The organism is Pseudomonas sp. JV414 (genome assembly GCF_032424305.1).
GTDB classification, from domain to species: domain Bacteria; phylum Pseudomonadota; class Gammaproteobacteria; order Pseudomonadales; family Pseudomonadaceae; genus Aquipseudomonas; species Aquipseudomonas lini.
Genome location: NZ_VYKC01000007.1, coordinates 226,025 through 244,635, shown reverse-complemented (window position 1 = coordinate 244,635; position 18,611 = coordinate 226,025). Strand labels below are relative to the sequence as shown.

Below are 18,611 nucleotides of genomic sequence, written 5' to 3'. Positions count from 1 at the left end.
CACCCCTCTGCTGTCAAACAGAATTGGGTGGCAGCTGTGCGCGGGTTGACAGACCGGTAGTGTAGGAACCCGGTGCACCCGAAGATGCCCCACGCACAGCCGCCATAAACGAGACTGCATGCGCGTGAGCATGCTGCCTGATCAGGAGGAGTGAAAGGTTACACTTTTCGGCCTGTCAAAGCCCAATCGCTGATTTGCAGCGACACTTGAAGGCTATCCTCGATGAGCGGCGCCCGCCAGTTCATGGAAGTCGATGCGTTTTGCGGGAAATTTCCTAGGACGGTGAGTACGCGCTTATCAAGAGATTAATGGATTCGGCTTTGCCGAGAGCGGCACACGGAAAATCGATCTCTCGGAACCGAGCTACAGTTACCGGGATGTAATTCCTACGCATTTTGTCGGTTGACGGTTAGGAAGGGTGGGGACCAAAGTTTGTCCATCAGCCCTGTATAGCGTGCAGTCAATGGTTAGATTTCCCAGCTATTCAATGGCTAGCAACAAATTTTCAAAATGTTCATTAAGGGCACCAAGACGTCAGGGCCGTTCACTAAAAACAATTATCAGAGAGCTAGGAATGACAGCTGAGATCGCAATTATGAGCCGTACGGCCGTTGTGTTGGCTGCCGATAGCGCCGTTACCGTCACATCTTGGAAGGACGGGAATCAAGAGCGTAGGTATTTCAAAGGCGCTAACAAACTGTACGAGCTTTCCCGAGGAGGCCCGGTAGGACTGATGATTTATGGATCGGCCGGGTTGCAAGGTGTTCCTTGGGAGCTACCTATAAAAGCATTTCGAGAAACCCTTAACCACGATCAGTTTGACCGCTTGGAAACGTACCCGGAGCGTTTTTTTGAGTTTCTGCAGCACAACGACAAGCTCTTTTCAGAAGAAACCAAAAATAAAGCGCTTTTAAATCTGGTAGGTGCGGCTCTATTCCGTCTTCAGATGCTAATCGCCGGACAGGCAGAAGTGGATACGCTTGAAGCGCTTGCGGATAAATCTGATGAAGAAATCGAGGCTGCGCTGACGCTGGCAGAGGCGCAGGTTGAAGCAATGGAGCTTCCTCAACTGCTCACAGAAGCAGACATTGCAAATGCGACGGCTAAGACGACAGAGGAGCTAACGAAGGAAGCGCCTACCGCCATTTCTCTATTTATACAGTCAGAGTCGCGCGTGTTCCTAATACCGCGATTCATCGGCACCCTAGTCAAACTCGCAGTGAAACAATTCATCCAATATGCAGATCAAACCGGTGTGGTGATTGCTGGTTACGGGAAGGAGGATTATTTTCCGGCGCTCGAGGTCTACGATTGCTACGGGTTTCTCGGTGACAGGCTGATTCTTTCTCGCAATGAGCCAAGGGTGATGGATGCCAATTCGCCTGCAGTGATCCAACCCTTCGCTACTACCCACATGATCGACACATTTCGCATGGGGGTGGCGCCGGATGTACTCGGCTCCATCTACGGTTCGACCAATCAAGCGTTGACGGACCTAGGCGCAAGAGTGATGGCTGAATGTGGTGCTCAAGAGCCGCTAACCGAGGAGCGTTTGGGTACCCTTGTGCAGGAGGCGCATATCGAGCACACCGACCGATGGTACCAGCAGATACGAAACCAGCATGTATTTCCACTATCCAATATTATACATTCGCTTCCGCTGCCAGATATGGCAGGCTTGGCAAAGAGCTTAATTGAGCTAGAGTCACTGAAAGAAAGGGTGACTCGGCCAAGCGAGTCGGTTTCCGGTCCGATTGACGTCGCTGTCATTAGCAAACATGACGGATTTGTATGGATCGACAGGAAGCACTATTTCAAACCCGAATTGAACCCTCGATTCTTTAAGCGAGCAGAATAATGGAGCCAGATATGATTTTCTCATTGCCACAACCATCGAAACCTTCAGCATCTGCTGTCGCAAGAGATGCGTTGAGCTTTGAGAATCAACAGATCCGTCCCGCTCGTCAGCTAAAGGATGCAAGCCAGTACGATCTGATGTTGCGTAAGCTGGATAGTAAGCCCAGCGTGCATGAGATCTTGGTCGCCTTCTCTCAAAAGTAACCTGAGAAATTTTCTAAACCCGCGCTCAGCGCGGGTTTTTTATGCTTTGGAGCCCGTGGAAAAAAGGGGCCAGACCATGATTAATTCAGTACCGGCATAGTCATCCAATCGTGTCCTCCTCCTCCTCCTCCTCCTCCTCCTGATCACTCTACGGCAGTTCCCGTCACACCTCACTCATCTCCACCGTGCGATTGAAGTGATGCTGCCAAAGCCTAATTCCCAACCCTCCCGTCCGATCCAGCGACGAACCCACCGTTAGATCGGTATCAACGTCGGCTGCATCCCGCATCAAACAGCGCAAACTCAGCCGCCAGGCAGCAGGTCTCCGTCTGACAGCTGCACACCACGATCCACCTTCAGGGTATTTCAAATAATCGATGGTTTCCGGGGAAGGCGCATAAACGTGCTTGATGAAGATACGGTCGGTCTGGATGAGGTTGTCATCGTCCGGGGCAGGGTGCCGATCCATCGTTAAGCCATTGGGGCGAAACCTGGCTGCACGTCGATGATCAGGAGGGCTTGGCGCGGGGCATTTCCGAGGGCGGTCGCGGCGACGGTTGCATCTTTGGCCGCGGGCGATTTGTGCTGGTCTGGTTGGCCTCTTCGCGGGCAAGCTTCGCTCCTACAGGGGATGCGGGGTGGGCGGCAATTTACCAAACCCCAGATGCAACAAAGCCCGCACTTGGCGGGCTTTGTTGTTTTCGGATTGGTGGAGCCGGGGGGATTTGAACCCCCGTCCGCCAGTACTCCGCTGTCGGTACTACATGCGTAGCCGTGTCTATTAAGTTAACCCTCAGCGACCCGACGGGCAGGGTGCTTTGGGCGAGTTGTGTAAGTTTTAGCCGCTTCGTCCACAACGTACTGCACGGCGATTCTGTTCTATATGACAATCACTTTGGGTTTACAGACATCCCCTGATGATTGCTGGACCCGAAGGTACCAGGAGGGAAGGGCTAAGGCTGCTTACGCAGCGAGAGCGTATTCCCCGTAGGTTTCGTCATTGGCAACTATAGAAAGTTGCAACAGTGGATTTACGAGTTCTGTTACCAACTCGGCATGCACCTAAAGTTTCGCAACCGGCGTCGAATCCTAAACGGCCCCGAACCTGCTGTGTGTAACCAGCAGGCAAGCGCAGTGTACGCCAATGCGCGCGGCGAGTCGACCTTCTGTCCTTACCTGCGTGTTATCTGGCCCGGCGCTAATGGCTATTCAAGTGGCTTTGAATGTCCTGAAGCGCCTGCTGCGTCAGGGAAACACACTCTTTGTCATTGTTGGCAGCGTGGGCGGCCTTGGCTTGTTCGACTTTGGTGATGACGACACCTTTGGTGGCGGCGTCCAGCGTGGCTGCGCTGGACAGCTTGCTGTTGACTTCCTGGAGCTTCATTACGCATTGATCGCTATCGTTTGAGGCGTATGCGGAGGAGGCCAGCATTGTTGCAGCGATGAGCAGTCCAGCCAGGGCGGAACGCTTCATGGGTATCTCCTGGAACGGGGGTAGGGATGGGCCACGCTGATTGGGGCTTAACAAATGGACTGTGGGGGTGGGCAAGGGTTCTGTTTTTGCTGGCGATGGGGTGAAAGATTTTTCCGGGATGCGGGTGTGAAAAAGGGACAAGAAACGCCTGATGCCAGTCAGTTAAGACGAAATGCAATCTGTTGCAGCTGCCGAGCTCGCGAGGCTGCGTTCGGCCGCGAAGCAGTCGTGAGTCTGCCTGATGCTCCGCAAGCTTAGGGTTTACATGGCTCAGAAGGCCAACCCGAAGGTTGGCCTTGTGCTGGATTACTTCCCGCCTTTGTTCGCGTTCTTGAGTTGCTGGATAGTTTGTTCGGTCTCGGCTATGCAATCATCGGTCCCTTCCTTGGTGCCTTTTGCCTGATCGGCTTTGGCTTTCGTGACGCTTTCCATTACCTGATCAGTCATCTCTGGGGGAGTCTGTGACTTGGCATTTTCGATGGTTTTCAAGTTGACCGCACAGAGGTCTTCGGCGGCAAACGAGGGAGACGCCAGCATTGAGGCAGTAACGAACAGACCTAACAGTACAGAGCGTTTCATGTGTATCTCCTTGAACTGAGGGTCCAGGCATCGCTGGCCATCAGGACGGGCTGCCAATTTTGGGAAAGGTCCCACGTTTGCGGGACTTGATCGGTGGACTGCGACGATGCGTCAGGGTTCTATTTTTCTTCAGGTCGCCCTGGCCTGTGTCACTCGATCCACCAGATAGACCAGCCCGTGGTAGTCAATTCCGCCGTGTTGCGTCAGACCAATCTCACAGGTACGGCTGGTGGAAATCCCCTCACTGCATTGCTGTACCGCGTCCTTGAGCGTGCGTAACGAATGGGCATTCAATTGCGGGGTGGTGAAGCCCTTGTCACCGGCAAAACCGCAGCAATGAATGCCTTCCGGGATGACTACGTTTTTACTGCATTTGCGCGCAAGATCGATCAGCGCCTGGCTCTCACCGAGATGCTGAGTGCTACACGTGACATGCACCGCGATCGGCGCTTCCTGGGGGGTGAAATCGAGACGATCCATCAAGTGAGTGCGGATGAAACGCACCGGGTCGTACAGGTCCAGCCGCACCTCGCCCAAGTCCTGAACCAGCCGCAAGGTACAAGGGCTGGTGTCGCAGTAGATCGGGTCGAGCCCGCCGCGACTGGCGTGTAGCAGTGCGCCGATCAGTTCCTGGCGTTTGTGTTCAGCCTGTTCGGCGTAACCCTTGGAGGCGAACGGTTGCCCGCAGCAGAGGTTGTCCAGGTTGTTCGGAAAAACTACCTGGTAACCGGCTTTTTCCAACAGGCCACGGGTTTTTTCGTACAGCGACATTTGCTCTTTATCGCCCGCTGCCGGGCCCATGACTCGCGACACGCAGGCCGCCAGGTACACCACCCGAGGCCGCTCGTCCGACACGGTCGGGCTGAAACGGATGGCTCTTTCCGGCTGTGGCATGGCGTTGGTCCATTGTGGGACCTGGCCTTTGGATAAGCGCGTCAACGTTGCTGACAGCTTTGCCAAGCGTGGCGCTCCCAACAGCATCCGCGCACCGTTGGCGACATGCAGGGTGAAGCGTGCGCCTTGCAATGTGGTGGCGAAATTTCCTTCAATCCAGTTGGCGGTTTTCGTATGCGTTGCTTTGCGGCCGCGGAGCTTTTTCACCAGCTCGCCGGTGTTGATGCCTACAGGGCAACGTTGTGCACACAGGCCTGTGGCGGCGCACGTATCGATGCCTTGGTATTCGTAGGCCTGTTCCAGTTCGGCGGTGTCTGTGCCGGTGCGTTTCTTCGCCTGGATGTCACGCCAGATCACGATGCGTTGGCGCGGGGTCAGCGTCAGGCCTTTCGATGGGCACACCGGTTCGCAGAAGCCGCACTCGATGCACTTATCCACAATCTCATCGGCGGCCGGCAACGGTTTCAGATGCTTGAGGTGGATCTGCGGATCGTCGCTGAGCACCACGTCCGGGTTGAGAATGCCGTTAGGGTCGAGCAGGCGTTTGAGCTGCCACATCAACTGGTAAGCGTCGCTGCCCCATTCCAGCTCGACGAAAGGCGCCATGTTGCGACCGGTACCGTGTTCAGCCTTCAGCGAGCCGCCGAATTCAACGGCCACCAACTGCGCGACGTCGTCCATGAACGCCTGGTAGCGTGCGACTTCTTCCGCGCTATTGAAGCCTTGGGTGAAGACGAAGTGCAGATTACCTTCCAGGGCGTGTCCGAAAAGGATCGCTTCGTCGTAGTGATGTTTGTCGAACAGCTCGATCAAGCGGTTGACGCCGCTGGCCAGCTGTTCCACTGGGAAAGTTACGTCTTCAATAATCACCGTGGTGCCGGTTTTGCGCACCGCACCGACGGCAGGGAAGGTGTCCTTGCGGATCGCCCAGAGCCGGGCGTTTTCCACCGGGTCTTCGGTGAAGTCGACTTGCTTCTCCACCGGGAAGCCCGTCAGTGACGCCATGATTTGCGTCAGTTGTTCCTGGAGCAAAGTGGAAGAGGCGGCGCGGGATTCGATCAGCAGGGCGCAGGCATTGGTCGACAGTTGTTGTACGAAAGCCGGCATGCCGGGCTTGTTCTGCACCGAGCGCAGGCTGCGACGGTCCAGCAGTTCCACCGCCGATACGGGTTGGCTTTTCAGCACAGTGACGGCGTTGCAGCAGGTTTCTACATCCGGGAACACGATCAGCGCCGACGCCTTGTTCGGGTGGTCGATCACCGTGTCGTAAGTCACCGCGCTGATAAACCCGAGTGTGCCTTCGGAGCCCACCAGCAAGTGGCTCAAGATAACCACTGGCTCGTCGAAATCCACCAGCGCATTGAGTGACAGCCCGGTGGTATTTTTCAGACGATATTTGTGGCGAATTTTCGCAGCCAGTTCTGCATTGGCGCGGGTCTCGCGGCCCAATGTCGCCAGACGTTCCAGCAGCTCGGCGTGGCTTTTACGGAAGGCCGCCACACTGGCGGCGTCTTCAGTATCGAGACGGCTGCCATCGGCCAGCACCAGACGAATTCCGGCCAATGTGTGATAGGTGTTCTGCGCCGTGCCGCAGCACATTCCACTCGCATTGTTGGCGACAATGCCGCCGATTTTGCAGGCGTTGATCGACGCCGGGTCTGGGCCGATCTTGCGTCCGAACGGTGCCAGCCAGGCGTTGGCCTGGGCGCCAATCACGCCCGGTTGCAGACGGATCTGCATACCTTGGCCACGAATCTCGCGACCGTTCCAGTTATCCCCCAGCACGATCAGCACTGAATCGCTGATGGCCTGGCCAGACAGACTGGTACCGGCGGCGCGGAAAGTCACTGGGACCTGATTCCGTTGCGCCAGTTTGAGCAGTGCCACCACTTCGTCTTCGGACTCGACGCGGATCACCAGTTTCGGAATCAGCCGGTAGAAACTGGCGTCGGTGCCGAAGGCCAAGGTCGACAGCGGATCGTCGAAACGTCGTGCCTGAGGAATCAGTTGCTGCACATCTCGCAGGAAAGCCGCCGGTAGACTCATTGGTCCTCCAGGATCAGAACCACCAGGTCTTTCGGCCCGTGGGCGCCGTAGGCCAGAATTTGTTCGATGTCGGCAGTCTTCGACGGGCCGGACACCAACAAGGCGTTGGTCGGCATGCCTTGGGCCCATTCGAACTCCTGTTGCACCTGATAGAAGTTGTCGCGGATTTCACTGGCCTTGAGCAGGGCGAAATGCACCGGAGGCACCAGGCTCATCAGGCGCGGTTCTTCCCGCGTCGGCCAGAGAATCAGGCTGCCTGTTGCGGCGATTGCGCCGAGGGTAGTGGTCAGGCTAGCCGGGGTGTCGTTGAACAACTCGGCTTTCCATTCCTCGACTGGACGGTCGTAGGCTTTGAGCGCTGGCAGGCCAGGATTTTTCGCCCAATGCTGAGTGATGCATTGACCGTGAGGTGTCGTCGGCGCAATCAATAGGCTCGGCAACTGGCGATCTTGCAGCAGTTGCGCCAGCAATTCGGGCCAGCCTTCTCCGGACGTCAGATGAATTTCGGTGTGCACCGCTTCCATCAGTTTGCGCAGTTGCGGGATGCGTTGCTCTGGCGTGTAGGTGTAGGGCTCGGTCACCAGGTCGACATCGAAGTTGTCAGGCACCGGCGTGGTACCCGTCAGACTGTTGCGCAATTTGGCGAGGATATTTTGCTTGGCGCTCATCAGCGGTCTCCCTGTTTGGCCAGATGCTCGCGGGCCATGTCATGCAGTGAGCGGGCGGCGGGTTTCGGTGCGCTGTGGTTCTGGGTCCACGGGCCGACATTGCTCGGCGTCAGCGCCCGCAGGCGGGTAGCGAAAAAGCCGAACAAGCGATAGAGCGTTGGCGAGCTGTTGAGCTTCGCCCAGGCATTCCAGATAAACCGTTCTTTGCGCGAGTACTTGCTGCCCTGGCCGCGCATGACTTGATGCGGGCTGTCCGGCGCTTTGACGTTCTCTTCCCGTAGGCGACGCAGCAAGGCGGGGATCGGAATTTTTACCGGGCAGACTTCACCGCAAGCGCCGCATAACGAAGATGCGCTTGGGTGGTCGGGGACTTTCGCCAGGCCGACCATGTGCGGGGTGATGATTTTTCCGATAGGCCCAGGGTAAACCTCCCCATAGGCATGGCCGCCGATTCGGGTGTAGACCGGGCAATGATTCATACAGGCGCCGCAGCGGATGCAGTTCAGGGTCTGGCGCAGTTCACTGTCGGCAAAGGCTTGGCTGCGACCGTTGTCGAGCAATACCAGGTGCACTTCCTGCGGGCCGTCGAGCTCATGTTCCTTGCGCGGGCCGGAAATCATGTTGACGTAGGTGGTGATCGGCTGGCCGAGGGCCGATCGGGTCAGCAGCGACAACAGCGGTACAACGTCGCGCAGGTTTTCGACGACTTTCTCGATGCCCGTGACGGCAATGTGTACGGGCGGCACGGTGGTCGACATGCGCCCGTTGCCTTCGTTTTCCACCAGTAGCAGGGTACCGGTTTCGGCCACGGCGAAGTTGACGCCGGAGACGCCGATGTCTGCTTCGAAGAATTTCTGTCGCAAGACTTTGCGACCGATCTGAATGAGTTGGTCTACGTCCTTGGTGTACTCCACGCCAAGTTTGTCGTGGAACAAGGACGCGACCTGACCGGCATTCTTGTGGATCGCCGGCATAATGATGTGTGAAGGTTTCTCGTGGTCGAGCTGGACGATAAATTCGCCCATGTCCGACTCCAGGCATTCAATGCCTTGAGCCGCGAGGACATGGTTCATCTCCATCTCTTCGCTGACCATCGATTTGCCCTTGATCACTTGCCGCGCCTCGTGAGCGCGGATGATCGATAAGACGATGCCATTGGCTTCGTCCACCGTTTCCGCCCAGTGCACTGTCACACCGTTGCGGGTCAGGTTCTGTTCAAGCTGCTCGAGCAGGTCGGGCAACTTGGATAAAGCACGGGCGCGGACAGCATTGCCCAGCACTCGCAAATGTTCTCGCTCAAAGGCATCGCTGAAGGACGCTGCCCGTTTGCTCATCAGTGAATCCATCGCGCTACGAAAGTTGTTTCGCAGTTGCGTGTCAGCCAAAGCCTTGTGAGCCCGGGCGCGAAAATCTTCTTCTACGGCAACCGTAGGAATAATCGTGGAAGTGCTCATCGGGCACCTCCGGTACGCTGCCACAGGAAACTGGCCAGATGCTGACCGCGTAACGCTTCCTGCTGTTTCTCCAACGAGCCATTGATGTTCATCAGGCAACCGCAGTCGGCACTGAGGACCTTGTGCGCGCCGGATTCCTTCAGCGCGCGGGTCTTGTCAGCCACCATCGCGCCGGAAATATCTGGCATACGGACGCTGAAAGTCCCACCAAAGCCACAGCATTCACTTTCGTGGCTGTGGTCGACTCGCTCCACGTTGCTCAGCTGCGCCAACAACTCACGGCCGTGCAGGTGGGTGTTCATTTCTCGACGTGCCGAGCACGACGTGTGCAACGCCACTTTAAGCGGCTCGCCGCTGTCCTTGAGCTGCACCTTGCAGACAAACAGCAGAAACTCCGCCAGTTCATAAGTCCGTGCCGCGAGGGCCTGAACCTGTATCAGCGTTTGCGGCTCATCCTTGAACAAGTCGGCGTAATGTTCGCGCAACATGCCCGCGCAAGACCCCGATGGCACCACCACCGGATAGTCGCCGGCAAACAGCGCCAGTTGCGAGCGCGCCACGGTCCGGGCCTGTTCGGTGTAACCCGAGGTGTAGGCCGGTTGCCCGCAGCAGCTTTGCCCTTGCGGGTATTCGACACGAATGCCTTCGCGTTCCAGCAGGTGTATCGCGTCCATCCCGGCTTCCGGGTAGAACAGATCCACCACGCAAGTCCCGAACAGGTAGACCCGTGACGGTTTCTCGCTGGGGTATTGCCGAGGCTCGGGCAGTGGCGGGGCGACACGGGTCGCGTTCGGCACAGCGTTGTAAAAAAGCTCGCTCATCAGGCGTGTCTCCGGGTGGTCCCGGTTATCCGTCCGCTGAGGCTGCTGAATATAGAGAGGGAAGCTTTCAGCAGCCTTGCAGACCCGGTTGTGAATAGCTGACGCCGGGAGCGTAACCCAGCGTCGGTTTTTTCCGTGTCGCGTGTAGTTCTTAGTGCACCAGCATGCCGGTGAACCAGTAGGCCTGAGCCAAAGTGATCAGGCCGACGATCGTTGCAAAGAATAGGCTGTGCTTGAGGGTGAAGCGGAACAGATCCGATTCTTTGCCCACCAGCCCGGTCGCGGCGCAGGCCACGGCGATCGATTGCGGCGAAATCATCTTGCCGGTCACTCCGCCGCTGGTATTCGCCGCCACCAGCAAGGTGTCATTGACGCCGATCTGGTGCGCAGTGGTTGCTTGCAGCGAACTGAACAGTGCGTTGGACGAAGTATCGGAACCGGTCAGGAACACGCCGAGCCAGCCGAGGAACGGCGAGAAGAACGGGAATGCCGCCCCCGTGCCTGCCAGGACCAGAGCCATGGTCGACGACATGCCCGAATAGTTGGTGACGAAGGCGAAGGCCAGCACCATGCCGATGGACAGAATCGGCCAGCGCAGTTCGTAGACAGTCTCTTTGAAAGTGGTAAGACCAGTTTTTAAATTGATCTTCAGCACCAGCATTGAGATCAGTGCAGAGAAGAAAATCGCCGTGCCGGTTGCAGAAATCGGATCGAGTTTGAACACCGCCGGGATTGCCGTCGGGGCGGTCACGATCGGGGCGACCTTGATCACCATTTGATCCAGGTGCGGAATCGCGAAGTTGAACACCCAGCTATACATCGAGCCGCCCGCAGCGAACATCGCCTTGAACGGTTTCAGCGTCCAGATAGTGACCAGTACGGTGAGGATCAGGAACGGCGACCAGGCTTTGAAAATTTCCCCCAAGCTGTAGGGCGAAGCCACGGTGGTGCGCGGTTGGCCGAAACCACCGGTGCTGGCCACCACGGAAGCCGAGACTGCGCCGACGATGTGGGCGCCAGCGGCGCGTTTTGGCTGCCAGATTTTCAGGAATAGCGTCAGGGAAACCAGGCTGGCCAGCGCCGAGGTGATGTCCGGCAGTTCCGGGCCGATGAAGTTCGAGGTGAAGTATTGGGTGACGGCGAAACTCAAACCGGCCACCAGTGCCGCCGGCCAGGTTTCCCGAACGCCGCGCAAGCCATCCATCATGAACACCAGCCAGAACGGCACGAACAGCGACAGCAATGGCAGCTGGCGGCCGGTCATGGCGCCGATCTTGAATGCGTCGATGCCGGTGACTTGCCCGGCGACGATGATCGGAATCCCCAAGGCGCCGAACGCGACTGGTGCGGTGTTGGCGATCAGGCACAGGCCGGCGGCATACAGCGGGTTGAAGCCCAGTCCTACCAGCAGCGCGGCGGTAATCGCTACCGGTGCGCCGAAACCGGCGGCACCTTCCAGGAACGCGCCGAAGCAGAATCCGATCAGCAACACTTGCAGGCGTTGGTCGTCGGTGATCGACAACACTGAGCTGCGGATCACTTCGAACTGGCCGCTTTTCACCGTCAGTTTGTACAGGAACACCGCTGCCACGATGATCCACGCAATCGGCCACAAGCCGTAGGCGAAGCCATATCCGGCCGCCGCAAAGGCCATGTCCACCGGCATCTGGAACGCGAAGATTGCCACGGCAATCGACAGCGCGAGGGTAATGCTGCCGGCCACGTGGCCTTTGAGGCGGAATACGGCCAAAGCCAGGAAGAAAAATACGATGGGGATGACGGCCGCGAGTGCGGACACGCCGAGACTGCCGAGCGGGCTGTAGAGCTGTTGCCAGGTTTGCATATGGGGTGGCCCCTAATTGTTGTTGGTCAGGCACTGGTCAGCGTTCTTGGATAATTGGTAATACCAATTTACAATCGCTGTTGGCTAGGGTAAAAGCCTTGTATGCGGTGTGTCAATTTGCCGCCCTAAAACTTTTGTCGAATGAGCAGTGCAGAACGCATCTGATCTGTTCGATCAAACGTCGTCTGGTAGGTGCTGGCGCAGCGCCGATAGGCCAGAATAGAGAGCCCGGCGAGCCGCCGGGATCGTGGAGAATTGAGTGATGGGGTTTGATCAGATTCGGCAGCGCCGTTTGTCTGACGATATTGTCGAGCAACTCGAAGGGATGATTCTCGAGGGCACGTTAAAGGCCGGCGAGCGTCTGCCAGCCGAGCGTGCGTTGGCCGAGCAGTTCGGCGTGTCGCGCCCTTCGTTGCGCGAAGCGATCCAGAAACTGGCGGCCAAAGGTTTGCTGGTCAGCCGTCAGGGCGGCGGTAACTACGTGGTGGAATCCCTGGGCTCGACGTTCAGCGATCCACTGTTGCATCTGCTGGAAAGCAACCCCGAGGCCCAGCGTGATTTACTGGAGTTTCGTCATACGCTGGAAGCATCCTGTGCTTACTACGCGGCATTGCGCGCCACGGACGTGGATCGCGAACGGCTGACTGCAGCCTTCGATGAGTTGCAGGACTGCTATTCGCGTCATGACGAAGTAGGTCGGGCGGAAGAGGGCGCGGCAGATGCAAAATTTCATTTGGCGATCGCCGAGGCCAGTCATAACGCGGTGTTGCTACACACCATTCGAGGTCTGTTCGACCTGCTCAAGCGCAACGTGGTGACCAACATTGGCGGCATGTACAAACAGCGCGCTGAAACCCGCGACATGTTGATCGCGCAGCACAGAGAATTGTATCTGGCGATTATCGAAGGTCGGGCAGAGCAGGCGCGGGAGGTTTCCAGTCGGCACATTTTGTATGTGCAGGAAGTGCTGGAAGAGGTGCGTCAGGAAGTGCAGCGCGTGGCTCGGGCGGAGCGGCGCAAGGGGATGTAGTCATGATCGTTCCCACGCTCCGCGTGGGAATGCATCCCGTGACGCTCCGCGGCACAAAGCGGACGCAGAGCGTCCATTGCTGCATTCCCACGCAGAGCGTGGGAACGATCACGATCAGGGTGGAAAATTAATCTTCCTTACCCTTGTTGCGCACCGCGCGCTGCAATTCACGACCGGCGTCGCGCTCGCGTTCGGTATCACGCTTGTCGTATTCCTTCTTGCCCTTGCCCAGAGCGATCTCGCACTTGACCATGTGCTTGCTCCAGTACCAGGAAAGGCATACGCAGGCGTAGCCTTTCTGCTGTACGGCAGCGGCCAGCTTTTCCAGCTCGCGCCGGTTGAGCAGCAATTTCCGGGTGCGGGTCGGATCAGCGATGACGTGGGTGCTGGCAGTCATCAGCGGCGTAATGTGGCTACCGAGCAGCCAGGCTTCGCCATCCTTGAGCAGTACGTAACTGTCAACCAGTTGCAGCTTGCTTGCCCGCAAACTTTTTACTTCCCAGCCGGCCAGGACCAGACCAGCCTCGAACTTATGCTCGATGAAGTAATCGTGTCGCGCCTTTTTGTTCTGCGCGATGGTCCCTGTTGGGTGTTTCTTCTGTTTAGCCATAGGGGCGGCATTATAGGGAGTTGCAAGCGAGTCGGCTACGGTATCGCTACGTGCTTGAGCAGGTTGATTGAATCCCGGACAATGCGGCCTCTTTTTTGAACGCTTGGGCGTGATAACGATGTCGACAGACAAGGTTTCTGTCCACGGCAGTTGGGCTAGCCGCTGGGTCTTCATACTCGCCGCGACCGGTTCGGCCGTGGGGCTGGGTAGTATCTGGAAATTCCCGTACATGGTCGGCGTCTACGGTGGTGGAGCCTTCGTGCTGATGTTCCTCGCCTGTATCGCGCTGATCGGTATGCCCGTCATGCTGGCCGAAACCCTGATCGGTCGCCGCGCGCGGCAGAGCCCGGCGAATGCCTTGAAGGTTTTGGCGCTGGAGGCGGGGCATTCGGCGAAATGGTCCTGGGGCGCATTTGCCGGGATGATCACGGCGCTGCTGATCCTCTCCTTCTATAGCGTGGTCGGCGGTTGGTCGCTGGATTACATCATCGACATGGGGCGTGGCGACTTCCAGGGGGCGACGCCTGATCAGGTCGGCGCTTACTTTGGCAGTGTGATCGCCGATCCCTGGCGTCTGACACTTTGGCATACGATTTTCATGCTCCTCTCCGCCGTGGTGATCGCCAAGGGCGTGGTCGCCGGGCTGGAGCGCAGCCTGCGGATTATGATGCCGCTGCTGTTCGTGATGATCCTTGTATTGCTGGGCTACAGCATGACCACGGGCCATTTCATGGAGGGCGTGCATTTCATGTTCGACTTCCATCCGGAAAAAGTCCTCGACGGCTTGCTGCCAGCGATGGGGCACGCTTTCTTTTCCCTGAGCGTGGGCGTCGGCTCGATCATGATCTACGGCGCTTATATGCCGAAGAGTTCGTCGATTTCCGGGACTGTGGTCGGCGTGGCGCTGCTCGATACCTTCGTTTCCCTGGTGGCGGGTCTGGCATTGTTTCCGATTGTGTTCGCCGCGGGCCTGAACCCGAGCGAAGGTCCTGGCCTGATGTTCGTCAGCCTGCCATTTGCCTTTGGCAACGTAGCGTTCGGCCAGTTGATGGGCGTAGTGTTCTTCGTGCTGGTAGCGATTGCGGCCTGGAGTTCGGCGATCTCCCTGCTCGAGCCGATGGTGGCTTACCTGGTTGAGCGCACGAAGATCAGTCGCGCCTGGGTCACCTTCTGGTTGGCGTTCATCTGCTGGTTCGTCGGTCTGGGCACCGTGTTTTCCTTCAATATCTGGAAGCAAGCCAAGTTTTTCGTGAACGAAGGCGGGATGTTCCACCTCTATCAATGGGGAGCAGCCGGTGGTCTGGATTTCTTTGGTGTGATCGATTTCTTCACCTCGCGGATCATGTTGCCACTCGGTGGTTTGTGTTTCGTGGTGTTTGCGGGCTGGGTGATGGGGCGTGAAGCGGTGCGCGACGAATTGTCGATCCGCCGTCCGGTGCTGTTCGCCCTGTCCCTGTTCTTGATGCGCTATGTGGCGCCCATCGGCATTCTTGTAGTGTTTGCCGCCCAGCTGTGGAAGTAACGCTGACATGACGACACACATTCAACGTTCGGCCCTGCTGCCGTATCCGGCACAAGCGCTTTATGACCTGGTCAACGACGTGGCCCGCTATCCGGAATTCCTGCCGTGGTGCTCGTCGGCGGAAGTCCTGGAAAGCACTCCTGAGCTTATGCGTGCCAGCGTCGGCGTGGCCAAGGGTGGCCTTAGTCAGCACTTCGTGACGCGTAACACCCTGGTGCCAGGACGTTCGATCGAGATGAACCTCGAGGAAGGTCCATTCAGCCAGTTGCACGGCGTCTGGGTATTCAAGCCATTGGGCGAGAAGGCCTGCAAGATCAGTCTGGACTTGTCATTCGACTATTCGGGACCGCTGGTGCGTGCGACGTTGGGGCCTTTGTTCAATCAGGCAGCGAATACGCTGATGGACGCTTTTTGCCAGCGCGCGAAACAGATGCATGGTTGAGGCAATGATCAAGGTCGAAGTGGTGTATGCCGCTGTTGATCGCCAGGTACTGCTGACCGTAACGGTGCCGGTGGGCGCAACGGTGCGAGATGCGTTGCTCAGATCTGGCCTGAACAGCGAATTCCCTGAGTTGGATCTGACCAGTTGTCCGGTTGGAATCTTTGGCAAAGTGATCGCTGAGCCGGCCAATCGTCCGGTTCAGGCAGGGGATCGCCTCGAGATTTACCGACCGTTGCTCGCCGATCCGAAAGAAGTTCGCCGGTTGCGCGCCGCCAAAGCGGCCGAGGCCAAAGCCCGGAATCAGTGATCCGGTTAAATGGCAGGCAATAAAAAACCCGGACATGCCGGGTTTTTTATTGCGTCGCAAATTATTGCGGCGAGGTTTCCAACGGTTCTGGCGTCGGGACTGGAACGGTTTCCACGTTGTCCACGTCCTTCTGGATCTGGTCCAGCAACGACCCTGGCTTGACCGGTTTTTCCGGCTTCGGCTTCTCGGCGTTTTCGGCAGGCGTGGTCACGGTAGTGTCACTGTCCTTGCCGAGAATGGCTTCGTCGCGGCTCACGCCTGGCATGAAATCGCCAGAGAGGCTGACAAGTTGATCATTTGGGTTGAAGATAACGCTAATGCGTTCCTGTTGGCGTTCACCGCCACCCGGTTGCAGGCTGTACAGATAATCCCAGCGATCGGCATGGAACGTGTCGGTCAGCAGAGGGTTACCCATGATAAACCGTACTTGCCGGCGGGTCATTCCCGGGCGTAACTGGTCTATCATGTCCTGCGTGACGACATTGCCCTGCTGGATGTCGATTTTGTAAACCCCGGGGAATGAACAACCGGCGAGTGCGAGCAGTCCCACAAAGGTGAAACTGGTTAGCAAGAGCTTGGTGTTTTGCATCGGTGGGCGACTTCCACTATCTTGGCTGGGACAACGTAAACGCCGATCATACCCGCATTAAGAGAAGCTGCGAAGCAGCATCGCGAGAAAGCTGACCATGGTTGAAAATAGCGAACTACGCAAAGCCGGCCTCAAAGTGACCCTTCCACGGGTCAAAATTCTGCAAATGCTCGATTCCGCCGAGCAACGCCACATGAGCGCCGAGGATGTCTACAAGGCGCTGATGGAGGCTGGTGAGGACGTCGGTCTGGCCACGGTTTACCGTGTTCTGACCCAGTTCGAGGCAGCTGGCCTTGTGGTGCGGCACAACTTCGACGGAGGCCATGCGGTCTTCGAGCTGGACGACGGCAAGCATCACGACCATATGGTCAACGTCGAGACCAGTGAAGTGATCGAATTCTTCGACGAAGAAATCGAGCGGCTGCAGAAAGCAATCGTCGACAAGTATGGCTTCGAGATGGTTGATCACAATCTTGTGCTGTACGTGCGCAAGAAAAAGTAAGCATGTCGCGCGAACTTCTGGTTCGCGAAACGAACGAAGGCGACCCCAGGGTCGCCTTCGTGCTTTCTGCCGTTCTTAAATTTTCGCGGTAACGACCATTTTTTTCGCGTGAGCCAGGGATTCCTTGGTGAGATCGATGCCGCCCAGCATCCGTGCCACTTCTTCGACACGATCGGTCTTGCTCAGTTTGGAGACGGCTGTATGCGTGGCGTCTTCACCGCGGACCTTGTGTACAAATAGATGTTGATGCCCCTGCGCCGCCACTTGCGGCAAGTGAGTCACGGTCAGAACCTGCCCACGCTCCCCGAGGCGTCGCAGCAACTGGCCGACAATCTCGGCGGTCGGGCCGCCGATACCCACGTCCACTTCATCGAACACCAGGGTCGGCACGCGCGAGGTCTGTGCAGTGATCACCTGAATCGCCAGGCTGATACGCGACAGTTCGCCACCCGACGCCACTTTCGCCAGGGCTTTCAATGGTTGCCCGGGGTTGGCGCTCACCAGCAGTTCTACCTGTTCGAGCCCGTTGGGCAGCAGTTCGTCGCCGCTGTTGGGACGAAGTTCGATGGTGAATCGGCCGCCGGGCATGCCCAAGCGCTGGATTTCCTGTTCCACGGCACAGGCCAGGCTGCTCGAGGCTTGGTGCCGCAGGTCGCTCAGATCCCGAGCTTTCTCCTGATAATGGCGGGCGTAGGAGGCCAGCTCATCGCTCAGTCGTTCGATGGATTCGTCGTTGGCATTCAGGGTTTCGATTTCATCGAGTAGCTTCTGCTGCATCTCGGCGACTTCGGTCGGCTGGATGCGGTGTTTGCGCGCCAGGGTGTAGATGGCATCGAGGCGCTCTTCCAGGTATTGAAGGCGGGCCGGATCGGCGTCGAAATTGTCGAGAAAACGGTTCAACTCGCCTACGGCTTCTTCAACCTGAATCTGCGCGCTGGTCAGCAGGCTGCTGGCTTCGCCCAAGGCGCCGATCGAATTGTTCACGCTCGATAGGCGGTTAAGGCTGGCGGTCAGCGCGTTCAGTACGTTGCCGGAATCACTTTCGCTGCATTGTTCGACCACTTGCCGGCAAATGCCCAGCAGGGTTTCGGCGTTGGTCAGGTTCTTGTGTTCCTGTTCCAGCTGCTCCAGCTCGTTTTCGCCGAGGCCGAGGTTTTCCAGTTCTTCGAGTTGATAGCTGAGCAACTGATGACGCGCACGCTGTTCGTCGCCGGAGTTGGAAAGGCGTTCCAGTTCCTGGCGGGTCTGGCGCCAGCGTTGGGCAGCCAATTGCACCTGGCGGGCCAGGTCCGTGGCACCGGCGTATTCGTCGAGCAGGCGTCGGTGAGTATCGGTTTTCAGCAGGGACTGGTGTTCGTGCTGGCTGTGGATATCGATCAGCAATTCGCCCAGGGCTTTCAAGTCACCGAGGGGGCAGGGGGTGCCGTTGATATAGCCGCGGGATCGCCCTTCAGCGGTGATCACTCGGCGCAAAATGCACGGGCCGTCGTTTTCGAGGTCGCGTTCGGCCAGCCAGGCGCTGGCTTCCGGGATGTCGACCAGATCGAAGGTGGCCAGGATATCGGCCTTGTCCGCACCCGGGCGGACCACGCCGCTGTCGGCGCGATCGCCCAGGGTCAGGCCCAGGGCATCGAGCATGATCGACTTGCCGGCGCCGGTTTCCCCTGTGATCACGCTCATCCCGCGATCGAGTTCGAGATCGAGATGTTCAACGATGGCGTAGTTATGTACGGACAGGTGCACCAGCATAAAGGCCGCTCCCAGGCTTT

General features: G+C 57.7%; 17 protein-coding genes, 1 other RNA gene and 1 pseudogene. 7 read left to right on the top strand and 12 right to left on the bottom strand.

Translation table 11 applies throughout. The annotated features are described in order from the left end of the window. Positions 1-574: 574 nt before the first annotated feature. Both F6R97_RS10805 and F6R97_RS10800 read left to right on the top strand, forming a co-directional pair. Positions 575-1,858 carry a hypothetical protein gene (locus tag F6R97_RS10805; RefSeq protein WP_315866506.1) on the top strand — a complete coding sequence of 428 codons (1,284 nt, stop codon included), beginning with the start codon at positions 575-577 and terminating at the stop codon, positions 1,856-1,858. Positions 1,859-1,869: 11 nt separating this feature from the next. After that, positions 1,870-2,061, top strand: coding sequence for a hypothetical protein (locus F6R97_RS10800; protein WP_315866505.1), 192 nt, complete (start codon positions 1,870-1,872; stop codon positions 2,059-2,061). A 163-nt stretch (positions 2,062-2,224) separates the two neighbouring features. Here the strand turns inward: F6R97_RS10800 and F6R97_RS10795 are convergent. The 9 genes and pseudogenes from F6R97_RS10795 to F6R97_RS10755 all read right to left on the bottom strand — a co-directional run bounded on the left by F6R97_RS10795 (position 2,225) and on the right by F6R97_RS10755 (position 11,840). Next, positions 2,225-2,541: pseudogene (locus F6R97_RS10795) on the bottom strand (hypothetical protein). A 227-nt stretch (positions 2,542-2,768) separates the two neighbouring features. Beyond that, positions 2,769-3,162: a transfer-messenger RNA gene (gene ssrA, locus F6R97_RS10790) on the bottom strand. A gap of 97 nt (positions 3,163-3,259) precedes the next feature. After that, positions 3,260-3,535: a hypothetical protein gene (locus F6R97_RS10785; RefSeq protein ID WP_048396647.1), complete on the bottom strand. Its 276-nt coding sequence runs from the start codon at positions 3,533-3,535 to the stop codon at positions 3,260-3,262. Between the two features lie 306 nt (positions 3,536-3,841). Next, positions 3,842-4,114, bottom strand: coding sequence for a hypothetical protein (locus F6R97_RS10780; protein ID WP_038978887.1), 273 nt, complete (start codon positions 4,112-4,114; stop codon positions 3,842-3,844). Between the two features lie 129 nt (positions 4,115-4,243). Beyond that, entirely contained in the window at positions 4,244-7,054 is a 2,811-nt protein-coding gene (locus F6R97_RS10775) for an FAD-binding and (Fe-S)-binding domain-containing protein (protein WP_315866504.1), read from the bottom strand. After that, on the bottom strand, positions 7,051-7,722 hold the full coding sequence (locus tag F6R97_RS10770; protein WP_315866503.1) for a lactate utilization protein: 672 nt from the start codon (positions 7,720-7,722) through the stop codon (positions 7,051-7,053). Before F6R97_RS10770 ends, F6R97_RS10775 begins: the two co-directional genes overlap by 4 nt. After that, positions 7,722-9,176, bottom strand: coding sequence for a LutB/LldF family L-lactate oxidation iron-sulfur protein (locus F6R97_RS10765; protein WP_038978890.1), 1,455 nt, complete (start codon positions 9,174-9,176; stop codon positions 7,722-7,724). The genes F6R97_RS10770 and F6R97_RS10765 overlap by 1 nt, the downstream gene beginning before the upstream one ends. After that, the gene (locus tag F6R97_RS10760) at positions 9,173-9,997 is read right to left on the bottom strand and encodes a (Fe-S)-binding protein (protein WP_038978891.1); all 825 of its coding nucleotides are present in this window, start codon (positions 9,995-9,997) and stop codon (positions 9,173-9,175) included. The genes F6R97_RS10765 and F6R97_RS10760 overlap by 4 nt, the downstream gene beginning before the upstream one ends. A 151-nt stretch (positions 9,998-10,148) precedes the next feature. Continuing rightward, positions 10,149-11,840, bottom strand: coding sequence for a lactate permease LctP family transporter (locus tag F6R97_RS10755; protein ID WP_038978892.1), 1,692 nt, complete (start codon positions 11,838-11,840; stop codon positions 10,149-10,151). A gap of 262 nt (positions 11,841-12,102) precedes the next feature. Between F6R97_RS10755 and F6R97_RS10750 the strand changes: the two genes are divergently transcribed. Beyond that, on the top strand, positions 12,103-12,870 hold the full coding sequence (locus tag F6R97_RS10750) for a GntR family transcriptional regulator (protein WP_030128095.1): 768 nt from the start codon (positions 12,103-12,105) through the stop codon (positions 12,868-12,870). A 127-nt stretch (positions 12,871-12,997) separates the two neighbouring features. Here F6R97_RS10750 and smpB read toward each other — a convergent pair whose 3' ends face one another. Continuing rightward, positions 12,998-13,480: an SsrA-binding protein SmpB gene (gene smpB / locus F6R97_RS10745; RefSeq protein WP_007900551.1), complete on the bottom strand. Its 483-nt coding sequence runs from the start codon at positions 13,478-13,480 to the stop codon at positions 12,998-13,000. Positions 13,481-13,598: 118 nt separating this feature from the next. Here smpB and F6R97_RS10740 point away from each other — a divergent pair, with 118 nt between their 5' ends. From F6R97_RS10740 to F6R97_RS10730, 3 genes are read left to right on the top strand one after another with little or no spacing between them, the layout of a single operon-like run. Continuing rightward, on the top strand, positions 13,599-15,002 hold the full coding sequence (locus F6R97_RS10740) for a sodium-dependent transporter (RefSeq protein ID WP_038978894.1): 1,404 nt from the start codon (positions 13,599-13,601) through the stop codon (positions 15,000-15,002). 7 nt (positions 15,003-15,009) lie between these two features. Beyond that, positions 15,010-15,444, top strand: a complete 435-nt coding sequence (locus tag F6R97_RS10735; RefSeq protein ID WP_030128093.1) for a type II toxin-antitoxin system RatA family toxin — start codon at positions 15,010-15,012, stop codon at positions 15,442-15,444. Continuing rightward, positions 15,437-15,751 (top strand): RnfH family protein, encoded by a 315-nt coding sequence (locus tag F6R97_RS10730; RefSeq protein WP_048396636.1) that lies wholly within the window; start codon positions 15,437-15,439, stop codon positions 15,749-15,751. Before F6R97_RS10735 ends, F6R97_RS10730 begins: the two co-directional genes overlap by 8 nt. Positions 15,752-15,812: 61 nt before the next feature. Here F6R97_RS10730 and F6R97_RS10725 read toward each other — a convergent pair whose 3' ends face one another. After that, on the bottom strand, positions 15,813-16,340 hold the full coding sequence (locus F6R97_RS10725; protein WP_038978896.1) for an outer membrane protein assembly factor BamE: 528 nt from the start codon (positions 16,338-16,340) through the stop codon (positions 15,813-15,815). 97 nt (positions 16,341-16,437) lie between these two features. Between F6R97_RS10725 and fur the strand changes: the two genes are divergently transcribed. Beyond that, positions 16,438-16,842: a ferric iron uptake transcriptional regulator gene (gene fur, locus F6R97_RS10720; RefSeq protein WP_003197684.1), complete on the top strand. Its 405-nt coding sequence runs from the start codon at positions 16,438-16,440 to the stop codon at positions 16,840-16,842. A gap of 75 nt (positions 16,843-16,917) precedes the next feature. Here the strand turns inward: fur and recN are convergent, their stop codons facing one another. Next, positions 16,918-18,591: a DNA repair protein RecN gene (recN, locus tag F6R97_RS10715; protein ID WP_038978897.1), complete on the bottom strand. Its 1,674-nt coding sequence runs from the start codon at positions 18,589-18,591 to the stop codon at positions 16,918-16,920. Positions 18,592-18,611: the final 20 nt, after the last annotated feature.